This is a genomic window from Pseudomonas sp. NPDC089758 (genome assembly GCF_044748705.1).
In the GTDB taxonomy this organism is placed as follows: Bacteria; Pseudomonadota; Gammaproteobacteria; order Pseudomonadales; family Pseudomonadaceae; genus Aquipseudomonas; species Aquipseudomonas putida_X.
The window spans coordinates 85,136-99,235 of the sequence record NZ_JBIVGN010000008.1; the positions used below are offsets into that span (position 1 = coordinate 85,136).

The 14,100-nt window shown below is 62.2% G+C and carries 18 protein-coding genes; 7 read left to right on the forward strand and 11 right to left on the reverse strand.

The window, feature by feature from the left end; translation table 11 throughout:
- Window positions 1-77: 77 nt before the first annotated feature.
- The 3 genes from ACIPZH_RS13220 to ACIPZH_RS13230 all read left to right on the forward strand — a co-directional run bounded on the left by ACIPZH_RS13220 (window position 78) and on the right by ACIPZH_RS13230 (window position 1,451).
- Window positions 78-374, forward strand: a complete 297-nt coding sequence (locus tag ACIPZH_RS13220) for a hypothetical protein (RefSeq protein ID WP_400636408.1) — start codon at window positions 78-80, stop codon at window positions 372-374.
- Between the two features lie 232 nt (window positions 375-606).
- Window positions 607-939: a hypothetical protein gene (locus tag ACIPZH_RS13225; protein WP_241803499.1), complete on the forward strand. Its 333-nt coding sequence runs from the start codon at window positions 607-609 to the stop codon at window positions 937-939.
- A 182-nt stretch (window positions 940-1,121) separates the two neighbouring features.
- Window positions 1,122-1,451 carry a hypothetical protein gene (locus ACIPZH_RS13230; RefSeq protein WP_400636409.1) on the forward strand — a complete coding sequence of 110 codons (330 nt, stop codon included), beginning with the start codon at window positions 1,122-1,124 and terminating at the stop codon, window positions 1,449-1,451.
- Between the two features lie 33 nt (window positions 1,452-1,484).
- Here the strand turns inward: ACIPZH_RS13230 and ACIPZH_RS13235 are convergent, their stop codons facing one another.
- The gene (locus ACIPZH_RS13235) at window positions 1,485-1,682 is read right to left on the reverse strand and encodes a hypothetical protein (RefSeq protein ID WP_241803497.1); all 198 of its coding nucleotides are present in this window, start codon (window positions 1,680-1,682) and stop codon (window positions 1,485-1,487) included.
- 193 nt (window positions 1,683-1,875) lie between these two features.
- Here ACIPZH_RS13235 and ACIPZH_RS13240 point away from each other — a divergent pair, with 193 nt between their 5' ends.
- Together ACIPZH_RS13240 and ACIPZH_RS13245 are read left to right on the forward strand one after the other, a co-directional pair.
- Complete coding sequence (locus ACIPZH_RS13240) at window positions 1,876-2,676, forward strand: lipopolysaccharide biosynthesis protein (RefSeq protein ID WP_400636410.1); 801 nt, start codon at window positions 1,876-1,878, stop codon at window positions 2,674-2,676.
- Window positions 2,677-2,749: 73 nt separating this feature from the next.
- On the forward strand, window positions 2,750-3,250 hold the full coding sequence (locus ACIPZH_RS13245; protein WP_267816079.1) for a methylated-DNA--[protein]-cysteine S-methyltransferase: 501 nt from the start codon (window positions 2,750-2,752) through the stop codon (window positions 3,248-3,250).
- A gap of 41 nt (window positions 3,251-3,291) precedes the next feature.
- On the opposite strand, the gene ACIPZH_RS13250 is transcribed toward ACIPZH_RS13245, so the two are convergent.
- Both ACIPZH_RS13250 and ACIPZH_RS13255 read right to left on the reverse strand, forming a co-directional pair.
- Window positions 3,292-3,534: a hypothetical protein gene (locus ACIPZH_RS13250; protein WP_241803494.1), complete on the reverse strand. Its 243-nt coding sequence runs from the start codon at window positions 3,532-3,534 to the stop codon at window positions 3,292-3,294.
- Window positions 3,531-4,274, reverse strand: a complete 744-nt coding sequence (locus ACIPZH_RS13255; RefSeq protein WP_400636411.1) for a carbon-nitrogen hydrolase family protein — start codon at window positions 4,272-4,274, stop codon at window positions 3,531-3,533. The genes ACIPZH_RS13250 and ACIPZH_RS13255 overlap by 4 nt, the downstream gene beginning before the upstream one ends.
- 202 nt (window positions 4,275-4,476) lie before the next feature.
- On the opposite strand from ACIPZH_RS13255, the gene ACIPZH_RS13260 reads away from it, so the two are divergent.
- Window positions 4,477-5,169: a metallophosphoesterase gene (locus ACIPZH_RS13260; RefSeq protein ID WP_241803492.1), complete on the forward strand. Its 693-nt coding sequence runs from the start codon at window positions 4,477-4,479 to the stop codon at window positions 5,167-5,169.
- Here the strand turns inward: ACIPZH_RS13260 and ACIPZH_RS13265 are convergent.
- A complete protein-coding gene (locus ACIPZH_RS13265) occupies window positions 5,150-5,764 on the reverse strand; it encodes a LysE family translocator (protein ID WP_400636412.1) in 615 nt (204 codons plus the stop codon). The two genes, ACIPZH_RS13260 and ACIPZH_RS13265, sit on opposite strands and share 20 nt — an antisense overlap.
- A gap of 86 nt (window positions 5,765-5,850) precedes the next feature.
- Entirely contained in the window at window positions 5,851-6,672 is an 822-nt protein-coding gene (locus tag ACIPZH_RS13270) for an AraC family transcriptional regulator (protein ID WP_400636413.1), read from the reverse strand.
- Window positions 6,673-6,803: 131 nt separating this feature from the next.
- Between ACIPZH_RS13270 and ACIPZH_RS13275 the strand changes: the two genes are divergently transcribed.
- Window positions 6,804-7,427, forward strand: coding sequence for a LysE family translocator (locus ACIPZH_RS13275; RefSeq protein ID WP_241803489.1), 624 nt, complete (start codon window positions 6,804-6,806; stop codon window positions 7,425-7,427).
- Between the two features lie 9 nt (window positions 7,428-7,436).
- Here ACIPZH_RS13275 and ACIPZH_RS13280 read toward each other — a convergent pair whose 3' ends face one another.
- The 6 genes from ACIPZH_RS13280 to ACIPZH_RS13305 form a co-directional block, all read right to left on the reverse strand.
- Window positions 7,437-7,712 carry a peptidylprolyl isomerase gene (locus ACIPZH_RS13280; protein ID WP_046786145.1) on the reverse strand — a complete coding sequence of 92 codons (276 nt, stop codon included), beginning with the start codon at window positions 7,710-7,712 and terminating at the stop codon, window positions 7,437-7,439.
- Window positions 7,713-7,748: 36 nt separating this feature from the next.
- Complete coding sequence (locus tag ACIPZH_RS13285) at window positions 7,749-9,710, reverse strand: acetoacetate--CoA ligase (RefSeq protein ID WP_400636414.1); 1,962 nt, start codon at window positions 9,708-9,710, stop codon at window positions 7,749-7,751.
- 71 nt (window positions 9,711-9,781) lie between these two features.
- Window positions 9,782-10,261, reverse strand: a complete 480-nt coding sequence (gene eco / locus ACIPZH_RS13290; protein ID WP_267816063.1) for a serine protease inhibitor ecotin — start codon at window positions 10,259-10,261, stop codon at window positions 9,782-9,784.
- Between the two features lie 55 nt (window positions 10,262-10,316).
- Window positions 10,317-11,087: a 3-hydroxybutyrate dehydrogenase gene (hbdH, locus tag ACIPZH_RS13295; protein WP_241803486.1), complete on the reverse strand. Its 771-nt coding sequence runs from the start codon at window positions 11,085-11,087 to the stop codon at window positions 10,317-10,319.
- Between the two features lie 11 nt (window positions 11,088-11,098).
- The gene (locus ACIPZH_RS13300; protein WP_012314567.1) at window positions 11,099-12,490 is read right to left on the reverse strand and encodes a GntP family permease; all 1,392 of its coding nucleotides are present in this window, start codon (window positions 12,488-12,490) and stop codon (window positions 11,099-11,101) included.
- Between the two features lie 221 nt (window positions 12,491-12,711).
- Window positions 12,712-14,094 (reverse strand): sigma-54 interaction domain-containing protein, encoded by a 1,383-nt coding sequence (locus ACIPZH_RS13305; RefSeq protein WP_400636415.1) that lies wholly within the window; start codon window positions 14,092-14,094, stop codon window positions 12,712-12,714.
- Window positions 14,095-14,100 lie beyond the last annotated feature (6 nt).

Below are 14,100 nucleotides of genomic sequence, written 5' to 3' on the forward strand. Positions count from 1 at the left end.
CTTGTCAGGTTGCAGGCGCGCGCGCTCACATTCGTCTATGCCTATAACTGAGGTTGTATCCGGATCAGGAGGTTTGAATGAAGCGGCCACTGGTGGGTGTTTTTCTGATTGCTGTTGCAGGTATGGCCAACGCAGGCATCCCATTGGTGAATGCCACATGCCCGGGCGACATCGAAGTGCACGCGGATGAAGGCGGCCCTGTCTACATCAATGCCAAGGAGGCAAAGGTGAAGAAATTCAGTGACGCGTATTACGAAGCCAAGGGCGCTGGGGTTACCGTCTCCATCATGGTCAACCCGGATGAGTCTGTCGGAGTTTCGTACACGGGCAAGGGCGGTGCAAATGGCGTTTGTGAACTGACCGAGCAAGATTGAGCGCTGCGGTTGGCACTCCTCATGCCGGGTGCTCGTCAGCAGCATACCAGCTAGGACGGTGTCGCCAGCCATATAGCGAAGAAGAATATTGCCCTGCTAATAGTGAGGGTTAATATGAGCAGGGCAAAATAAAAACAGGGCGTTTCTCATTAGCTGTTTTTCGAGGGTTGTTGACGGGGGCGCCGGAGCGTGTCGCGTGAAAAACTCTAGATCGTTCGCAAGCGCAATACTGATGTCAGCCTTGGCTGCAACTTTTTTGGCCGGGTGTGCACATAACCCCGATGTTCGGGATGGGCATGATCAGACCTCTGGTATCACTGAGAAGAGCCCGCCGGATTATCTGGGGTGCGTCAAGGAGGAATTGCATGGGAGTGCTACCACCTATGAGGTGGGTAGTGGCGACTCGGTCCGCCTGTTCGTCGACAGTACCGACCCCAACACAGCCAATGGCCTTGTAGAGTTGCGTAGCTACGGCACGCGTCACCAGTTCATGGCTTATCAGCGTGATGCCTGGTATGACCACGGGCGGCTGCTCGACGCAGCGCTCATGTGTTCGAAGGCCTAATTCGCCAACTGCAACCCTGAGCATGAAAGCCCGCACCACACAAGTGCGGGCTTTTCATTCTCAGCGCCCACGCCTGAGCTGGCTTGATTGCATGCGGCACGAGTTCGAGTCCTACCTTGGTGCATTAGTGCTGATGCAAAACCGTGGTTAAAATGCACCCTGTTCACTTGAGTCAAATGCAAATGCCTAACTTTCGCATCTTTTTCTGCTCCGTCCTGATGATGAGCCTGGCCGGTTGTGCCAACCCCGGAAAGCCGACAGCCAGCAAGCTGACCCGCAAGTCGCCAGAAGGCTATGTCGCCTGTGTATTGCCCAAATGGCAAGCGCTGGCGCCAATGACGACGCAAAAATCCATTTCCCACGGCTACCGCCTGACCGCACCCAGCGCAGTGACTTCCGATGAAGTCCTTGAAGTGGTGGAGTCCGGGGAGGGCAGCCGGGCGACGTTCTACAAAGGTAGTTTCCTCTCGGGCAACAAACTGCGCCTGGCGGCCAGGGAGTGCCTGGATTGAGGTGACGCCTGGCTCCTGGCACTCCCATGCCTTCTAGGCCTTCAAGTTCATCTGCCGGCATTGCACCTGCGCATCCTCTTTGCTGGAGTAACTGGGCTTGAGACGCTCCTTTGCTTGGTTGTCGTAGATGTCGTAGCCGCCGCAGACGGTTGCTGCGTAATAGCGGCCGGCGACACGGAATGATTCCTTTTCGATAGGTACTGCGGGAACGATAACGAATCTTGGTTGCATTGTTCGTGCCTCCCCAGGCAGAGAGTTAAGTATTAGTACCGCCAGGGGTAACCAGCAAGGAGACTCATGAATAAATGACGCCGGCGCTCGATACGCAGGGCCAGACATTGGCCAGGTGTGAGCGCTCTGTAGAAATGATCGTAAGGTGCCCCGGGGTATTGTGTTTTAGGTACTCCAAACCGATGATGACACGATGAATACATCTCCTTCACGGCTCAACGCCGAGCGTGGCGCGTTCTCAAGTTTCGAGGCGTGCCGAAATACCCAGAAAGGGCCTGTGGTGATTCTTGCGTCGGGCGCTTCTGCCAAACAGTTCCCCTTGCTTGAATTTGCAAACCTCCCTGTGATTGCCATGAATGGTTCGGTTTCCCTCACCGATGCGTGTGGTGTGAAGCCGTTCTTTTACCTCTGCACCGACAAAAGCTTTCCCACGCAGCAGCCAGCGTTGTTTGCCATGGCGTTGCGCGATAGCCAGCGCTTGGCTTTGTGGCCAGAGCAGTTCATCGGCGCGGATATCCCGCTCGGCACCGCGTGTTACCCACTGCATAAAGCCGACAACCCCGGCATGCTCGACGGGTTGCGCGGGCACGGCGCAACCCATGTCTGCAGCAGGGCGTTGTGGAGCAAACGGGCGCGATCGATCGCCTTCAGCAAAGACCTCTCAAGGGGCTACTACGATGCCCGGACAGTGGTTTATGTAGCGCTGCAACTGGCCTATCACCTGGGTTTCGAGCAGGTGTTGCTGGTCGGTGTTGACCTCGACCAGTCACTCGGGCGCTTTTACGAGAAGGCCGAGGGGCAGCATTCCCCCTGTGGGCTCGATCAGCACTGGGAGAGCCGCATACTGCCGTCGCTGACGCTGATGGCCGAGCATGTTGTCAGCGAGCGGTTCCGGGTTTACAACCTGTCCGAGGTTTCTCGCATTCCCGCGACGTTGATCCCGAAAATCGACCTGGCCCAAGCCCGCCGCATCGCGAGCTGCGTGGATGCCTGAGCAAGAAAACGGATGCGTGGTGCCAGGGCCGACGCTACAGTGCCCGCATCCAGCCTTGCAGCGAGAAAGACCCATGTCCAGTGCCTTCACCTTGATGCAGTCCCCGGTCGGCACCTTGACCCTGGTGGCCCGCGGCGAGTGCCTGGCCGCTGTACTGTGGGAACAGGAGCGGGAGAACCGCGTGCGCCTGGGTGAGGTGCATCGCGATGACGAAAAGCCAATACTGCGCCAAGCCGCTGGTCAGTTGGATGAGTATTTTGCTGGCAAGCGCCAACGTTTCGAGTTGGCACTGGACTTTGCCGGCACCGCGTTTCAGCGCCAGGTGTGGGCGGCGTTGCTCACCATTCCGTTCGGCCAGACCCGAAGCTACAGCGACATTGCCCGGCAGATCGGTAACCCCAGCGCCGTACGCGCGGTCGGTGCGGCCAACGGCCGTAATCCGATCTCGATCATTGCCCCATGCCACCGGGTGATCGGCGCATCCGGGAGCCTGACCGGGTTTGCCGGGGGAATACCGGCCAAGCAGTACCTCCTGGCGCTGGAAGGCCAACAGAGCCAGGCTTGGGACTTTTAGCCAGGTATTGGCGGTGAAGGGTCGCGACTGAACCTGGCCACTCAACTGACCCAGTATGCGATCAGGCAAACCACCACTGCCAGCGTCGAGCCTGCCATCAGCGTGTACTGCCGATGCGCCCGGCGGGCCTGGGGCCTTACTTCGCGCAGGTACTGGCCGGGCGGTGGCGCATCCGGGCGATGGCGCAACCCCTCGGCCAGCTCATTCAGATGGCTGTCGATCAACAGGCCAACCAAATGGTAGGTGCTGGCAAAACAGGCCACTGTCAAAAGCAGATACTTCATGGCGACGGCATGCTCAGCGATACGCTGATGGCGCTGGCGTTCGTGGTATCCAGCAAGAGGATGCCTTCCTGACGGCCGTCCAGCGCTGCCAGCAGGTTGCCCTGGCTGTCCCAGGCCGCCGAGCCGCCGGCCCCCACGAAGTTGTCGGCCGGTCCCACGCAGTTGGCCATCAATACCGGCATACCCAAAGTGCGAGCGACTTGGGGGTAGTGCTCATGGCCTTCACGGACGCCCTTTGCCGTTTTCGCCACGCTCACCAGATACAGTTCTGCGCCGCTGTCGCGGGCTTGTGCTGCGTGCGCGAGGAACATCGACTCGTAACAGATGGCGGGCGCTATCTGCAGTTGCCCTGCGGCGAAAACCAAGGGCTGATCGCCCGCGGAGAAAAACGCCAACTCGTCCTCGTGCAGCCGTTGTTTGGCGTAGGCCAGCCGCGGCTGACCGGGACGTAGGATCGGCATTGCGATCTGAATGCCATCAGCCGTGGGCAGCGGCAGGCCCACGGCTACGCAGATTTCCAGGCGGTCGCAGAGTTGCTGTAACGGATCGAGCCGGGCCGAGGTGATCGGCAAGGCCACCTGCCGTGCCAGGGTAGGCTCGTAACCGGTCAGCGACAGCTCGGGGAATACCACCAGTTCGGCGCCCAGGCCTGCGGCCTGCTCTATGCAGTGCAGGTGACGGTCGAGATTGATTTGCAGGTCGCCTTTGACGGATGCCAGCTGTACGGCACAGAGTTTCATGGGTAATCCCTTTCCCTGGTACAGGTCGAAGGCCGAGCATACTACCGCCACGGATGCCTGTACCAGTGAAGGGTATTTCAGCGGGCCGCAGGCGGGGCGAAACTTGTGCCATGCTGTTGCTTGACAGGGGCATGAGCACGTCATGGACGAGCGCGGCACCCATCGTCCGCTCCCCAGCGTGCAGTAGCAGAGGAAGAATGCAATGAGCCGGTTTCGGCGGGTAGCCGCCAACAGCCACGGCCGTGATCTGGCAGTTGGCGATATTCACGGGCATTTTCGGCGGCTTGAGCAATGCCTGGCGGCGGTAGGGTTCGACCCAGCAGTGGACCGGCTGTTCAGCGTCGGCGACCTGGTCGACCGTGGCCCTCATAGTCTCGAGGCACTGACGTGGCTGACCAAGCCGTGGTTTTACGCTGTGCAGGGCAACCACGAATCGTTGGCCATCACCTGTCATTACGGGGGGCGGCTGGATCTGGACATGTATCGGGCAGCGGGCGGCGGTTGGTTTCTCGACCTGCCAAAAGATGAGCAGGCGGTGTTCGTCGAACACTTTCTGCAGCTGCCGATAGCCATGGAAGTACAGACAGAGGCCGGACTGATTGGTGTGCTGCATGCCGACAGCCCCTTTACAGACTGGGCCGAGCTGCGCGCCAGTCTGCTGGAAGATGATGACCCGGGCGTGCGTGAAGTGTGCCAATGGTCCCGGCGGCGGCTCAAAGAAGGGGACACCGGCGCCGTTGAAGGCGTGCGTGCCCTGCTGGTGGGGCATACGCCGGTGCTCCAGGCCAAGCGGTTGGGCAACGTCTGGCACCTGGACACCGGGGGTTGGGCAAGCGGGCATTTCAGCTTGATGGGCTTGGCCGACCTGGCACTGCTCAACCCCGCGCCAGTCTGAACAGCAATGCACCTGCCAGTATTATCAGCATCATCCCCGAGGCCCGCTCCAGCCAGGGCAGGGCATGAGCAAAGCGCCGCAGAAGGCGCTGGTTGCCGATCGCTGCCGCTACCAGTAAGTCCCACAACAGAACGATGCTGAACATCCAGACACCATAGGCCCATTTCCAGCCAACACTGCTGCTGGCGACCATGCTGGCGAGGCTGGCGTAGAACAGTCCGTTCTTGGGGTTGAGCCCGCCCGATACGAAGCCCATGCCCAGCCCTCGCCACCACCCGCTCACTGCCCCTCGGGTACCGACCGCAGCCAGGCCGGATCGTCCGGCGTGGCGCAGGAACAGCGCGCCTATGTAAAGCAGGTAAAGCGCGCCGGCCAACTGCAGGGCGATGAACACCGGGCTGCCTTCCTGCAGTACCGCCAGGCCTGCGAAAGCCAGGCTGATGAACAGGCCATTGGCCAGGGCGATGCCCAGGCAGGCGCCGCTGGCAACGCGCCAACCGGCGCTGATCGAGGTGCGGGCGACCAGGAAGAAATCCGGGCCAGGGGACAGCAGGGCCAGGAAGTGGGCGAGGGCGACGATCAGAAACTGCTCCATGGGGCGGCTTTCTCAAGGGGTGGAGCCGCAGTGTGCAGGCGCGTCAGAAGCAGGTATTGAAGATTATTGCAGGTTGCCCAAGGCGGCTAACCCCGGCGCAGCCGATACTGACCCGGCGTCACGCCCACATGCGCCTTGAATACCCGCTGAAAATGGCTCTGATCGGCAAAACCCAATCGATAGGCCACCTCGGCCAGCGCCAGCCCGTCGCTTAGCAGCCGGCGGCCACGGTTGATGCGGGCATTGATCAGGTAGGCATGCGGCGTCAGCCCGGTGGCGGCGCGAAACGCACGGATCAACTGATAGCGGCCAAGGCCTGCTTGCCGGGCAAGCACTTCAAGGCTGAGCCGGGCAGGGTCCTGGGCTTCGATGCACTCAATCAGGCTACCCAGGGCCGGCAGGCCTAACACGGGCGCTGGCGCGGCTTCCAGGTGCGGATGCTGGGCAAAATCATGATCACCCATGAAGGCGATAAGGGCGGCTTCCTTTTCGCCGGTGCTTGCAGCCGAGAACAGCAATTCATTCAACCTACAGAATTCCCGGTACAAGGCAGGCAGCCGGCTTATCCGTGCCGGGGCCCCCGGCGCGGCCGCATCGACCCCCGACTCCAGCCGCAGCTGCGCAAGCCACTGGGCCTCGACATGCAGCATCTGGTAGCTCCAGGCCTGACCGGGTTCGGGGTTACAGGCATGCACCCGCTGCGCCGGCACCAACACCAGCGTGCCTGGGGTCAGGCGCTGTTGCCCATCACCCGCGCCGGTAAAGAGGCTGTACCCCGCGTCCACCGCTCCAATGGAGAAGGTCGGATGACTATGGGCCTTGTAGCAGGCACGGCTGTGGCAGGCCCGGCGGCTTTCCACCCAGGGCAGGGCCGGATCGCGCCAGAGTGAGGAGCGGGTAGGGGGCATGCTGAAGTCCTTGGTCTGGCTGGCAGCTTAACAGCGCCGAACGCACTGCCGTACAGTTTTTGCCTGTGGCTGTACCTTGACCCGGTACCGCTTGAGCATCGAAATTGGCGGCAGATTTCCAGGAGAACGAAATGGACCTGTCGAGCCTGCTGTTATTCATCCCTGCCTGCTTTGCCCTGAACATGGCACCTGGGCCGAACAACCTGTTGTCGTTGCACAATGCCAGCCGCTACGGCCTGCGTACCGCCTGCGTGGCAGGTGGCGGGCGCATCATCGCCTTCAGCGGCATGATTGCCTTGGCGGCGATGGGCCTGGCGGTGGTGCTGCACACCAGCGAATACCTGTTCCTGGTGATCAAGGTGGTGGGTGCGGCCTACCTGTTCTACATCGCCTGGCAGCTGTGGTGCGCTCCGGTGGGCGAGGCGCTGGTGGCCAGCGAGCAACCGCGTGGCAGTTGGCGCCTGGCGCGGCAGGAGTTCTGGGTGGCCGCGGGCAACCCGAAAGCGATCCTGATTTTTACCGCTTTCCTGCCACAGTTCGTCACGGTAGGCAGCACCACCCCGGTCAGTGAGCAGTTTCTCTGGTTGGGGGTACTGTTCCTGCTGCTGGAATGGGTGGCGATTGCCCTCTATGCCGGCCTTGGCGCCTACCTGCAGCGCTGGTTCAGCCAGCCGGGCCCGCGCCGGGTGTTCAACCGGGTCAGCGCCGGCCTGCTTGGTTGCGCAGGTCTCGGCTTGCTGGCCGCGCGCCGTTAACGGCGGGTTTCAGTCGCGGTAGAACGTCTGCACCAGGTGGTAGCCGAACTTGCTTTTTATCGGCCCGTGCACCACACGCAGGGGTTTCTTGAAAATCACCTGGTCGATCGCCCCGACCAGTTGCCCTGGCCGCACTTCGCCCAGGTCGCCGCCGCGCTTACCTGAAGGGCAGGTGGAGAACTTCTTGGCCAGCACGTCGAAGGCCTCGCCATTGGCGATGCGCTGTTTGAGCTTTTCGGCCTCTTCAGCGGTCTTGACCAGGATGTGGCGGGCTTGAGCTTTCATGAGATACCTGTGCTTCGGGGTGAAAAAAAGGCGCCATTATGCCTGAACGTGCAACTCCGTGCGGTCACGAAAGTATTCGAGCGCTTCGGGGTTGGCCAACGCGTCGGTGTTTTTCACGGGTAGCCCGTGCACCACGTTGCGCACCGCCAGCTCCACCAGCTTGCCGCTGATGGTCCGTGGAATATCACCGACCTGTACGATCACCGCCGGTACATGGCGCGGCGTGGTGTACTGGCGGATCACCTGGCGAATGCGCTGTTGCAAAGCGTCATCGAGCGTGAGGCCATCACGCAGGCGCACGAACAGCACGACACGCACATCGCCTTTGCACTGCTGGCCGATGGCAACGCTCTCCAGCACCTCTTCGACCTTTTCTACCTGGCGGTAGATTTCCGCCGTGCCGATGCGCACGCCCCCTGGGTTGAGCACGGCATCGGAACGCCCATGGATCACCATGCCGCCTGTGCTGAGCTGCTCGGCGTAGTCGCCCTGCGCCCAGACACCGGGAAATTGACTGAAGTAGGCCTCGCGGTAGCGGCTGCCATCGTCGTCGTTCCAGAAGCCCAGGGGCATCGACGGGAAATGGCGGGTGCACACGAGTTCGCCTTTTTCACCGGTCACCGGGCGACCCTGCTCATCCCATACTTCGACAGCCATACCCAGGCCCTTGCAGGCGATTTCGCCTCGGCGTACCGGCAGCGTGGGGTTGCCCAACACGAAGCAGGACACGATATCGGTGCCCCCGGACATGGACGCCAGGCACACTTCGGCCTTTATCTTGCGGTAAACATAGTCATAGCTGTGCGGCGACAGCGGTGAGCCAGTGGAGAGGATCAGGCGCAGGCTGTCCAGTCGATGACTGCGTGCCGGCGCCAGGCCCTCCTGTTCGAGCGCGGCCAGGTACTTGGCGCTGGTGCCGAAGGCCTGAATGCCTTCGGCGTCGATCAGGTCGAGCAGGCGCTCGGGGCCCGGGTGGAAGGGGGAGCCGTCGTACAGTATCAACGTAGCCCCCACTGCCAGGCCGCTGGCCAGCCAGTTCCACATCATCCAGCCGCAGGTGGTGTAGTAGAACAGCACGTCATCGGCCTTGAGGTCATTGTGCAGGCCGTGTTCCTTGAGGTGTTGCAGCAACACACCGCCTGCGCTGTGGACGATGCACTTGGGCACGCCGGTGGTGCCGCTGGAATAGAGAATGTACAGCGGGTGATCGAACGGTAGCGGGGTGAAGCCTGGCTCACCGCCTGCCTGGTAGAAGTCGCCCCACAGGCTGACCTTTGCAGGGGTACTGAATTCGTCGGCTTGGGTCTGCTCGCGCGTGTAGGGCACCACGATCAGTTGCTGCAGCCCGGGCAACTGCGCGCAGACCTGGTTGATCTTGTCGACCTGGTCGATCTGCTTGCCGGCGTACTGGTAACCGGCACAGACGATCAGCAGCTTGGGCTCGATCTGGCCGAAGCGATCGATGATACCGTGCAGGCCAAACTCCGGCGATGACGTCGACCAGATGGCGCCGAGGCTGGTGCAGGCCAGCATGGCCACGAGGGTTTCCCAGGTGTTGGGCATCACCGCGGCAATACGGTCACCTGGCTCGATGCCGGCATCCTTGAAGGCCGTTTGCAGCCCGGCCACTTCCGCGGCCAGTTGCGCGTGGCTCAGTGACCTGCGCTGGCCGTCCTCGCGCAGGGCTGTCACCGCAGTGTGATCGTCACGCCGGCGTAGCAGGTGCTCGGCGAAATTGAGCGTGGCGTCGGCGAACCAACGCGCATCGGGCATGTGCGCACCTTCGCTCAGCACCTGGCTGGGCGGGGTATGCCACAGCACCTGAAAATAGTCGGCAATGGATTGCCAGAACGCGGCGCGTTGCTCGATGCTCCAACGATGCAGGGCTGCGTAATCGTTGAGCTGCAGGTTGTAGCGCCGGTTGATCCAGCGGCGAAAGGCATCCATCGTGCTGGCCTCGATTTGCGCCGCAGCAGGACTCCAAAGCACATCATTCATGCCATACCTCCCAGTGCCATGACGCACCTGATCAGCGGCTTGCCGGCGATCAGGTACCGCTACGCTTGAATTTACTCCACCTTGGCCGTTTGCACCTCCTGCGCTGCCGACCACACCCGGTAACGCACCTGCACGCCTTCGGGCACATACACCACCACAGGCAACTTGCTGTTGTAGCGCAGCAGGAAGCCTTCACCGACCACTGGCACGAATGCCTCGGTCTTTTTGCCATCCGGGCAGGCCATCAGGGTGCTGGCCGGCCCGCCGACTTTGTCCAGGCGGTAATAACTGTAGCCCCAGCCTTCAAGGGTGTGTTCCTCCAGGCTGCCGGCCAGGCGCTGGCGGTTGCAGTCCACCTGGAGCGTCTTGCCAGCGATGATTTCAAGTTTGTGGGCTTGCTCGTCGGCTTGCGTGGGCAGGTGGATGACCTGCCGGGTAAAGCCTTTTTCGGCCTCGGGGTAAGGTGCGACGTCCTTCAGGCTGGCGGCCATCGCCGGGGCAGTGGCCGCCAGGGTCAGGGCCAGGATCGCGGATGGGGGGATCGGGCGCATAGGGCCTCCTTGCAGTTGAACGATGGCAAGCTCCGCGCCAGGCCGAGGCCACCCATCACTGGGCCAGCCAGCCACCATCGACATTCCAGGCGGCGCCGCGGACCTGGCTTGCGGCCTCGCTGCAGAGGAATAGTACCAGTTCGCCGAGTTGCTCAGGCGTGACGAAGGCCAATGACGGTTGCTTCTCGGCCAGCAAGTCCTCTTGCGCCTGCTGCGGGGTGACACCCTTGGCGGCACGTTCGTCGATCTGCTTTTGCACCAGCGGGGTCAGCACCCAGCCTGGGCAGATGGCGTTGCAGGTGACATTGCCGGTGGCGGTTTCCAGCCCCACGACCTTGGTCAGGCCGACCACGCCATGCTTGGCCGCCACATAAGCTGCTTTGCCGGTGGAGCCGACCAAGCCGTGCACCGAAGCGACGTTGACGATGCGCCCCCAGTTGCGCGCACGCATGCCGGGCAGGGCCAGGCGCGTGCCATGGAATACTGCCGACAGGTTCAGGGCGATGATCTTGTCCCAGCTTTGCAGCGGAAACTGCTCGACCGGCGCCACATGCTGGATGCCCGCGTTGTTGACCAGGATGTCGACACCGCCGAAGGTCTGTTCGGCAAACGCGAACAAGGCTTCTATCTGGGCGACATCGCTAAGGTCGGCCGGATGGTGCGCAACCTTCGCTCCCTGTTGCGCAACCTCGGCCAGCGCCGCTGCCGGGTCGCCGAAACCGTTGAGCAGGATGTTGGCGCCGGCGCGGGCCAGCACCTGGGCGATGCCCAGGCCAATGCCGCTGGTGGATCCGGTGATGAGTGCAGTCTTGCCTTTGAGGGTCATGCAAAAGCTCCTTAGACGATGCCGGTGGCGTAGAACGTGGCGATGACCACGAAGACCGCCAGGGTCTTGATCAGGGTAATCCCGAAAATGTCCTTGTAGGCCTCGCGGTGGGTCAAGCCGGTGACGGCCAGCAAGGTGATCACCGCACCGTTGTGCGGCAGTGTGTCCATGCCGCCGCTGGCCATCGCGGCCACCCGGTGTAGCACCTCGAGCGGGATGTTGGCGGCGTTCGCCGCGGCGATGAAGCTGTCGCCCATGGCCGCCAGGGCAATGCTCATGCCGCCCGAAGCGGAGCCGGTGATACCCGCCAGCAGCGTCACGGTGATGGCTTCATTGACCAGCGGGTTGGGGATGCCGCGCAGGGCATCGGCCAGCACCAGAAAGCCTGGCAGCGAAGCGATCACTGCACCAAAGCCGTATTCTGACGCTGTGTTCATGGCGGCCAGCAAGGCGCCACCGACAGCACTTTTGGTGCCTTCGGCCAAGCGCTCACGGATGGCGCCGAAGGCGCAGACCAGCACCATCAGGATGCCCACCAGAAGCGCGGCCTGCACTGCCCAGATTGCCGTGAGCTTGGCCACGTCGCTGTTCACCGGCGCACTCATGCCCGGCAGCTGCAGGGTATGGCTGGCGCCGTACCACTGCGGGATCCAGTGGGTGAACAGCAGGTTCATCACACCCACCAGCACCAGCGGCGAAAGCGCCAGCCAAGGGTTGGGCAAGGTCAGGTCGGCGGCAGTCTCCGGTTCGTTGCGCAGGTTGCTGCCATAGCCCTCGCCGGCCCGCTGGGCTTTGTTGCGCTGGCGTTGCAGGTAAAGCATGCCGCTGCAGAACACGAACACCGTGCCGATCAGCCCCAGCCAGGGCGCGGCCCAGGCGGTGGTGTTGAAGAAGGTGCTGGGGATGATGTTCTGGATCTGCGGGGTGCCGGGCAGGGCGTCCATGGTGAACGAGAAGGCGCCCAAGGCGATGGTCGCCGGGATCAGGCGCTTGGGTATATCGCTTTGACGGAACATTTCTGCAGCGAACGGATACACCGCGAACACCACCACAAACAGCGATACCCCGCCATAGGTCAGCAAAGCGCAAACCAGCACGATCACCAGCATGGCCTGTCGCGTGCCGAGCAGGCGGATGGCCGCGGCGACGATCGAGCGCGAGAAACCGGACAGTTCGATGAGCTTGCCGAACACTGCGCCAAGCAGGAACACCGGGAAGTACAGCTTGATGAAGCCGACCATCTTTTCCATGAACACCCCGGTGAAGGCGGGCGCTACGGCGGCGGGGTCGGTCAGCAGCACCGCGCCGAGGGCGGCGATGGGCGCGAAAAGGATCACGCTGTAACCGCGGTAGGCGGCCAGCATCAGCAGGGCCAAAGCGGCGAGAGCGATGAGCACGGTCATCGGGTAGATCTCCTGGGTAAGTCTTGTTGTTATCGGTAGCCGGGAGATAGCGGGAATCGTGCCAATATTTAAGTCATTGATGTGTAAGGGTTTTTAAAGGAAAGAAGATGGCTGTGTCTCGCATTCGAGACTCACTTGGGCAAGTATCCGACCCAAACGCTGCGCCTGTCTGCGCGCTAAGCGCTGTCTCCGATTAGAAACATCAGTCCCCAAAAAGAGACTTACACCCCCAAAGCCACCCGTTTCTTGTAGAACGTCGAACGACCCAAGCCCAATGCTTTCGCTGCTTCGACCACATTTCCGGCGTGCTCGGCCAAGGTATCGGCAATCAGCTTGCGCTCGAATTGCGCACAGGCATCGCGGTAGCTTTGCCGCTGGGGTGGCGTAGCAACGGGCGTCACCGGGCCAAGTGCCTCGCCCACGTCCATGGCGGCAAGGCGCGGCTGGTCCGCCAGCAGCGTCGCCCGCTCCAGCACGTTGCGCAGCTCACGGATGTTCCCGGGCCAGGCATGGCGTGCCAGCAATTGCAGCGCATCGGGCTCCAGCTCGAACTGGCTGCCCAGTTCGGCGAGGATCGCCTCGCACAATGCCGGCAGGTCTTCGAGGCGCTCGCGCAGCGGCGGGGCCTGGATTGGCAGCACATTCAGGCGGTAATACAGATCGGCACGGAACGCCCCGCGGGCGATGGCCGCCTGCAAATCGATCGAAGTGGCAGCGATGATACGCACGTCGCTGCGCAGCATCTGGTTCGAGCCCACCGGTTCGTATTCCTTCTCCTGCAGCACTCGCAGCAGCTTGCTTTGCAGGGCCAAAGGCATGTCGCCGATTTCGTCGAGGAACAAGGTGCCGCCTTCGGCCAACTGCAACTTGCCGCTACGCCCCTTGCGGTCAGCGCCGGTAAAGGCGCCTGGTGCCGTGCCGAAGAACTCGGCCTCCAGCAGCGCCTCGGGAATCGCTGCGCTGTTGATGCTGACAAAGGCTTTATGTGCACGTGCCGACGCTGCGTGGATGGCGTGGGCCAGCAGCTCCTTGCCGGTGCCGGTTTCGCCAAGCAGCAACACGGGGGATTCGCTGGCCGCGCCACGCCTGGCCCGGCGTTTGGCCTCAAGGCTCGCGGCGCTGCTGCCGACGAACTGGGCAAAACTGTATTTGGCCTGGCGCGCGCGCAACTGCGAGCGTGTCGTGGCCAGTTCCTGCTGCATGCTCGAATAGCGCTTGAGCAGTGGCGACAGGCTGCGCAATTGGTCGAACAGGGCAAAGCCGATGGCACCGATCAGCGCCCCTTGGGCATCGTGGATAGGCAGGCGCATGACCACCAGTGGCTCGTTGGGGGTGTCGAGCATGTCCAGCAGGATCGGCCGGCCGTTACTCACGACCTCGCGCATCAGGCTGCCCGGAATCACCGTTTCGCATGGCTGGCCGATGGCACTGGCTGCGTCGGCCAGGCCAAAACGCCGGGCGTAGCGTTCGTTCATCCACACGATTCGCGCGTCGCGGTCGACGATCACCGTGCCTTCGCTGGACTGCTCGATGATTTCGAACAGCGAGCGGATCGCCAGTTGCCGTACCTGAGGGTAGTCCTTGAGGGTGTTGCTTTCGTGCATGGCAGT

Bases quoted from the DNA above. Each gene is read 5' to 3' on its own strand.
- ACIPZH_RS13220 (WP_400636408.1), top strand. From the start codon at position 78: ATGAAGCGGCCACTGGTGGGTGTTTTTCTGATTGCTGTTGCAGGTATG.
- ACIPZH_RS13225 (WP_241803499.1), top strand. From the start codon at position 607: ATGTCAGCCTTGGCTGCAACTTTTTTGGCCGGGTGTGCACATAACCCC.
- ACIPZH_RS13230 (WP_400636409.1), top strand. From the start codon at position 1,122: ATGCCTAACTTTCGCATCTTTTTCTGCTCCGTCCTGATGATGAGCCTG.
- ACIPZH_RS13235 (WP_241803497.1), bottom strand. From the start codon at position 1,682: ATGCAACCAAGATTCGTTATCGTTCCCGCAGTACCTATCGAAAAGGAA.
- ACIPZH_RS13240 (WP_400636410.1), top strand. From the start codon at position 1,876: ATGAATACATCTCCTTCACGGCTCAACGCCGAGCGTGGCGCGTTCTCA.
- ACIPZH_RS13245 (WP_267816079.1), top strand. From the start codon at position 2,750: ATGTCCAGTGCCTTCACCTTGATGCAGTCCCCGGTCGGCACCTTGACC.
- ACIPZH_RS13250 (WP_241803494.1), bottom strand. From the start codon at position 3,534: ATGAAGTATCTGCTTTTGACAGTGGCCTGTTTTGCCAGCACCTACCAT.
- ACIPZH_RS13255 (WP_400636411.1), bottom strand. From the start codon at position 4,274: ATGAAACTCTGTGCCGTACAGCTGGCATCCGTCAAAGGCGACCTGCAA.
- ACIPZH_RS13260 (WP_241803492.1), top strand. From the start codon at position 4,477: ATGAGCCGGTTTCGGCGGGTAGCCGCCAACAGCCACGGCCGTGATCTG.
- ACIPZH_RS13265 (WP_400636412.1), bottom strand. From the start codon at position 5,764: ATGGAGCAGTTTCTGATCGTCGCCCTCGCCCACTTCCTGGCCCTGCTG.
- ACIPZH_RS13270 (WP_400636413.1), bottom strand. From the start codon at position 6,672: ATGCCCCCTACCCGCTCCTCACTCTGGCGCGATCCGGCCCTGCCCTGG.
- ACIPZH_RS13275 (WP_241803489.1), top strand. From the start codon at position 6,804: ATGGACCTGTCGAGCCTGCTGTTATTCATCCCTGCCTGCTTTGCCCTG.
- ACIPZH_RS13280 (WP_046786145.1), bottom strand. From the start codon at position 7,712: ATGAAAGCTCAAGCCCGCCACATCCTGGTCAAGACCGCTGAAGAGGCC.
- ACIPZH_RS13285 (WP_400636414.1), bottom strand. From the start codon at position 9,710: ATGAATGATGTGCTTTGGAGTCCTGCTGCGGCGCAAATCGAGGCCAGC.
- eco (WP_267816063.1), bottom strand. From the start codon at position 10,261: ATGCGCCCGATCCCCCCATCCGCGATCCTGGCCCTGACCCTGGCGGCC.
- hbdH (WP_241803486.1), bottom strand. From the start codon at position 11,087: ATGACCCTCAAAGGCAAGACTGCACTCATCACCGGATCCACCAGCGGC.
- ACIPZH_RS13300 (WP_012314567.1), bottom strand. From the start codon at position 12,490: ATGACCGTGCTCATCGCTCTCGCCGCTTTGGCCCTGCTGATGCTGGCC.
- ACIPZH_RS13305 (WP_400636415.1), bottom strand. From the start codon at position 14,094: ATGCACGAAAGCAACACCCTCAAGGACTACCCTCAGGTACGGCAACTG.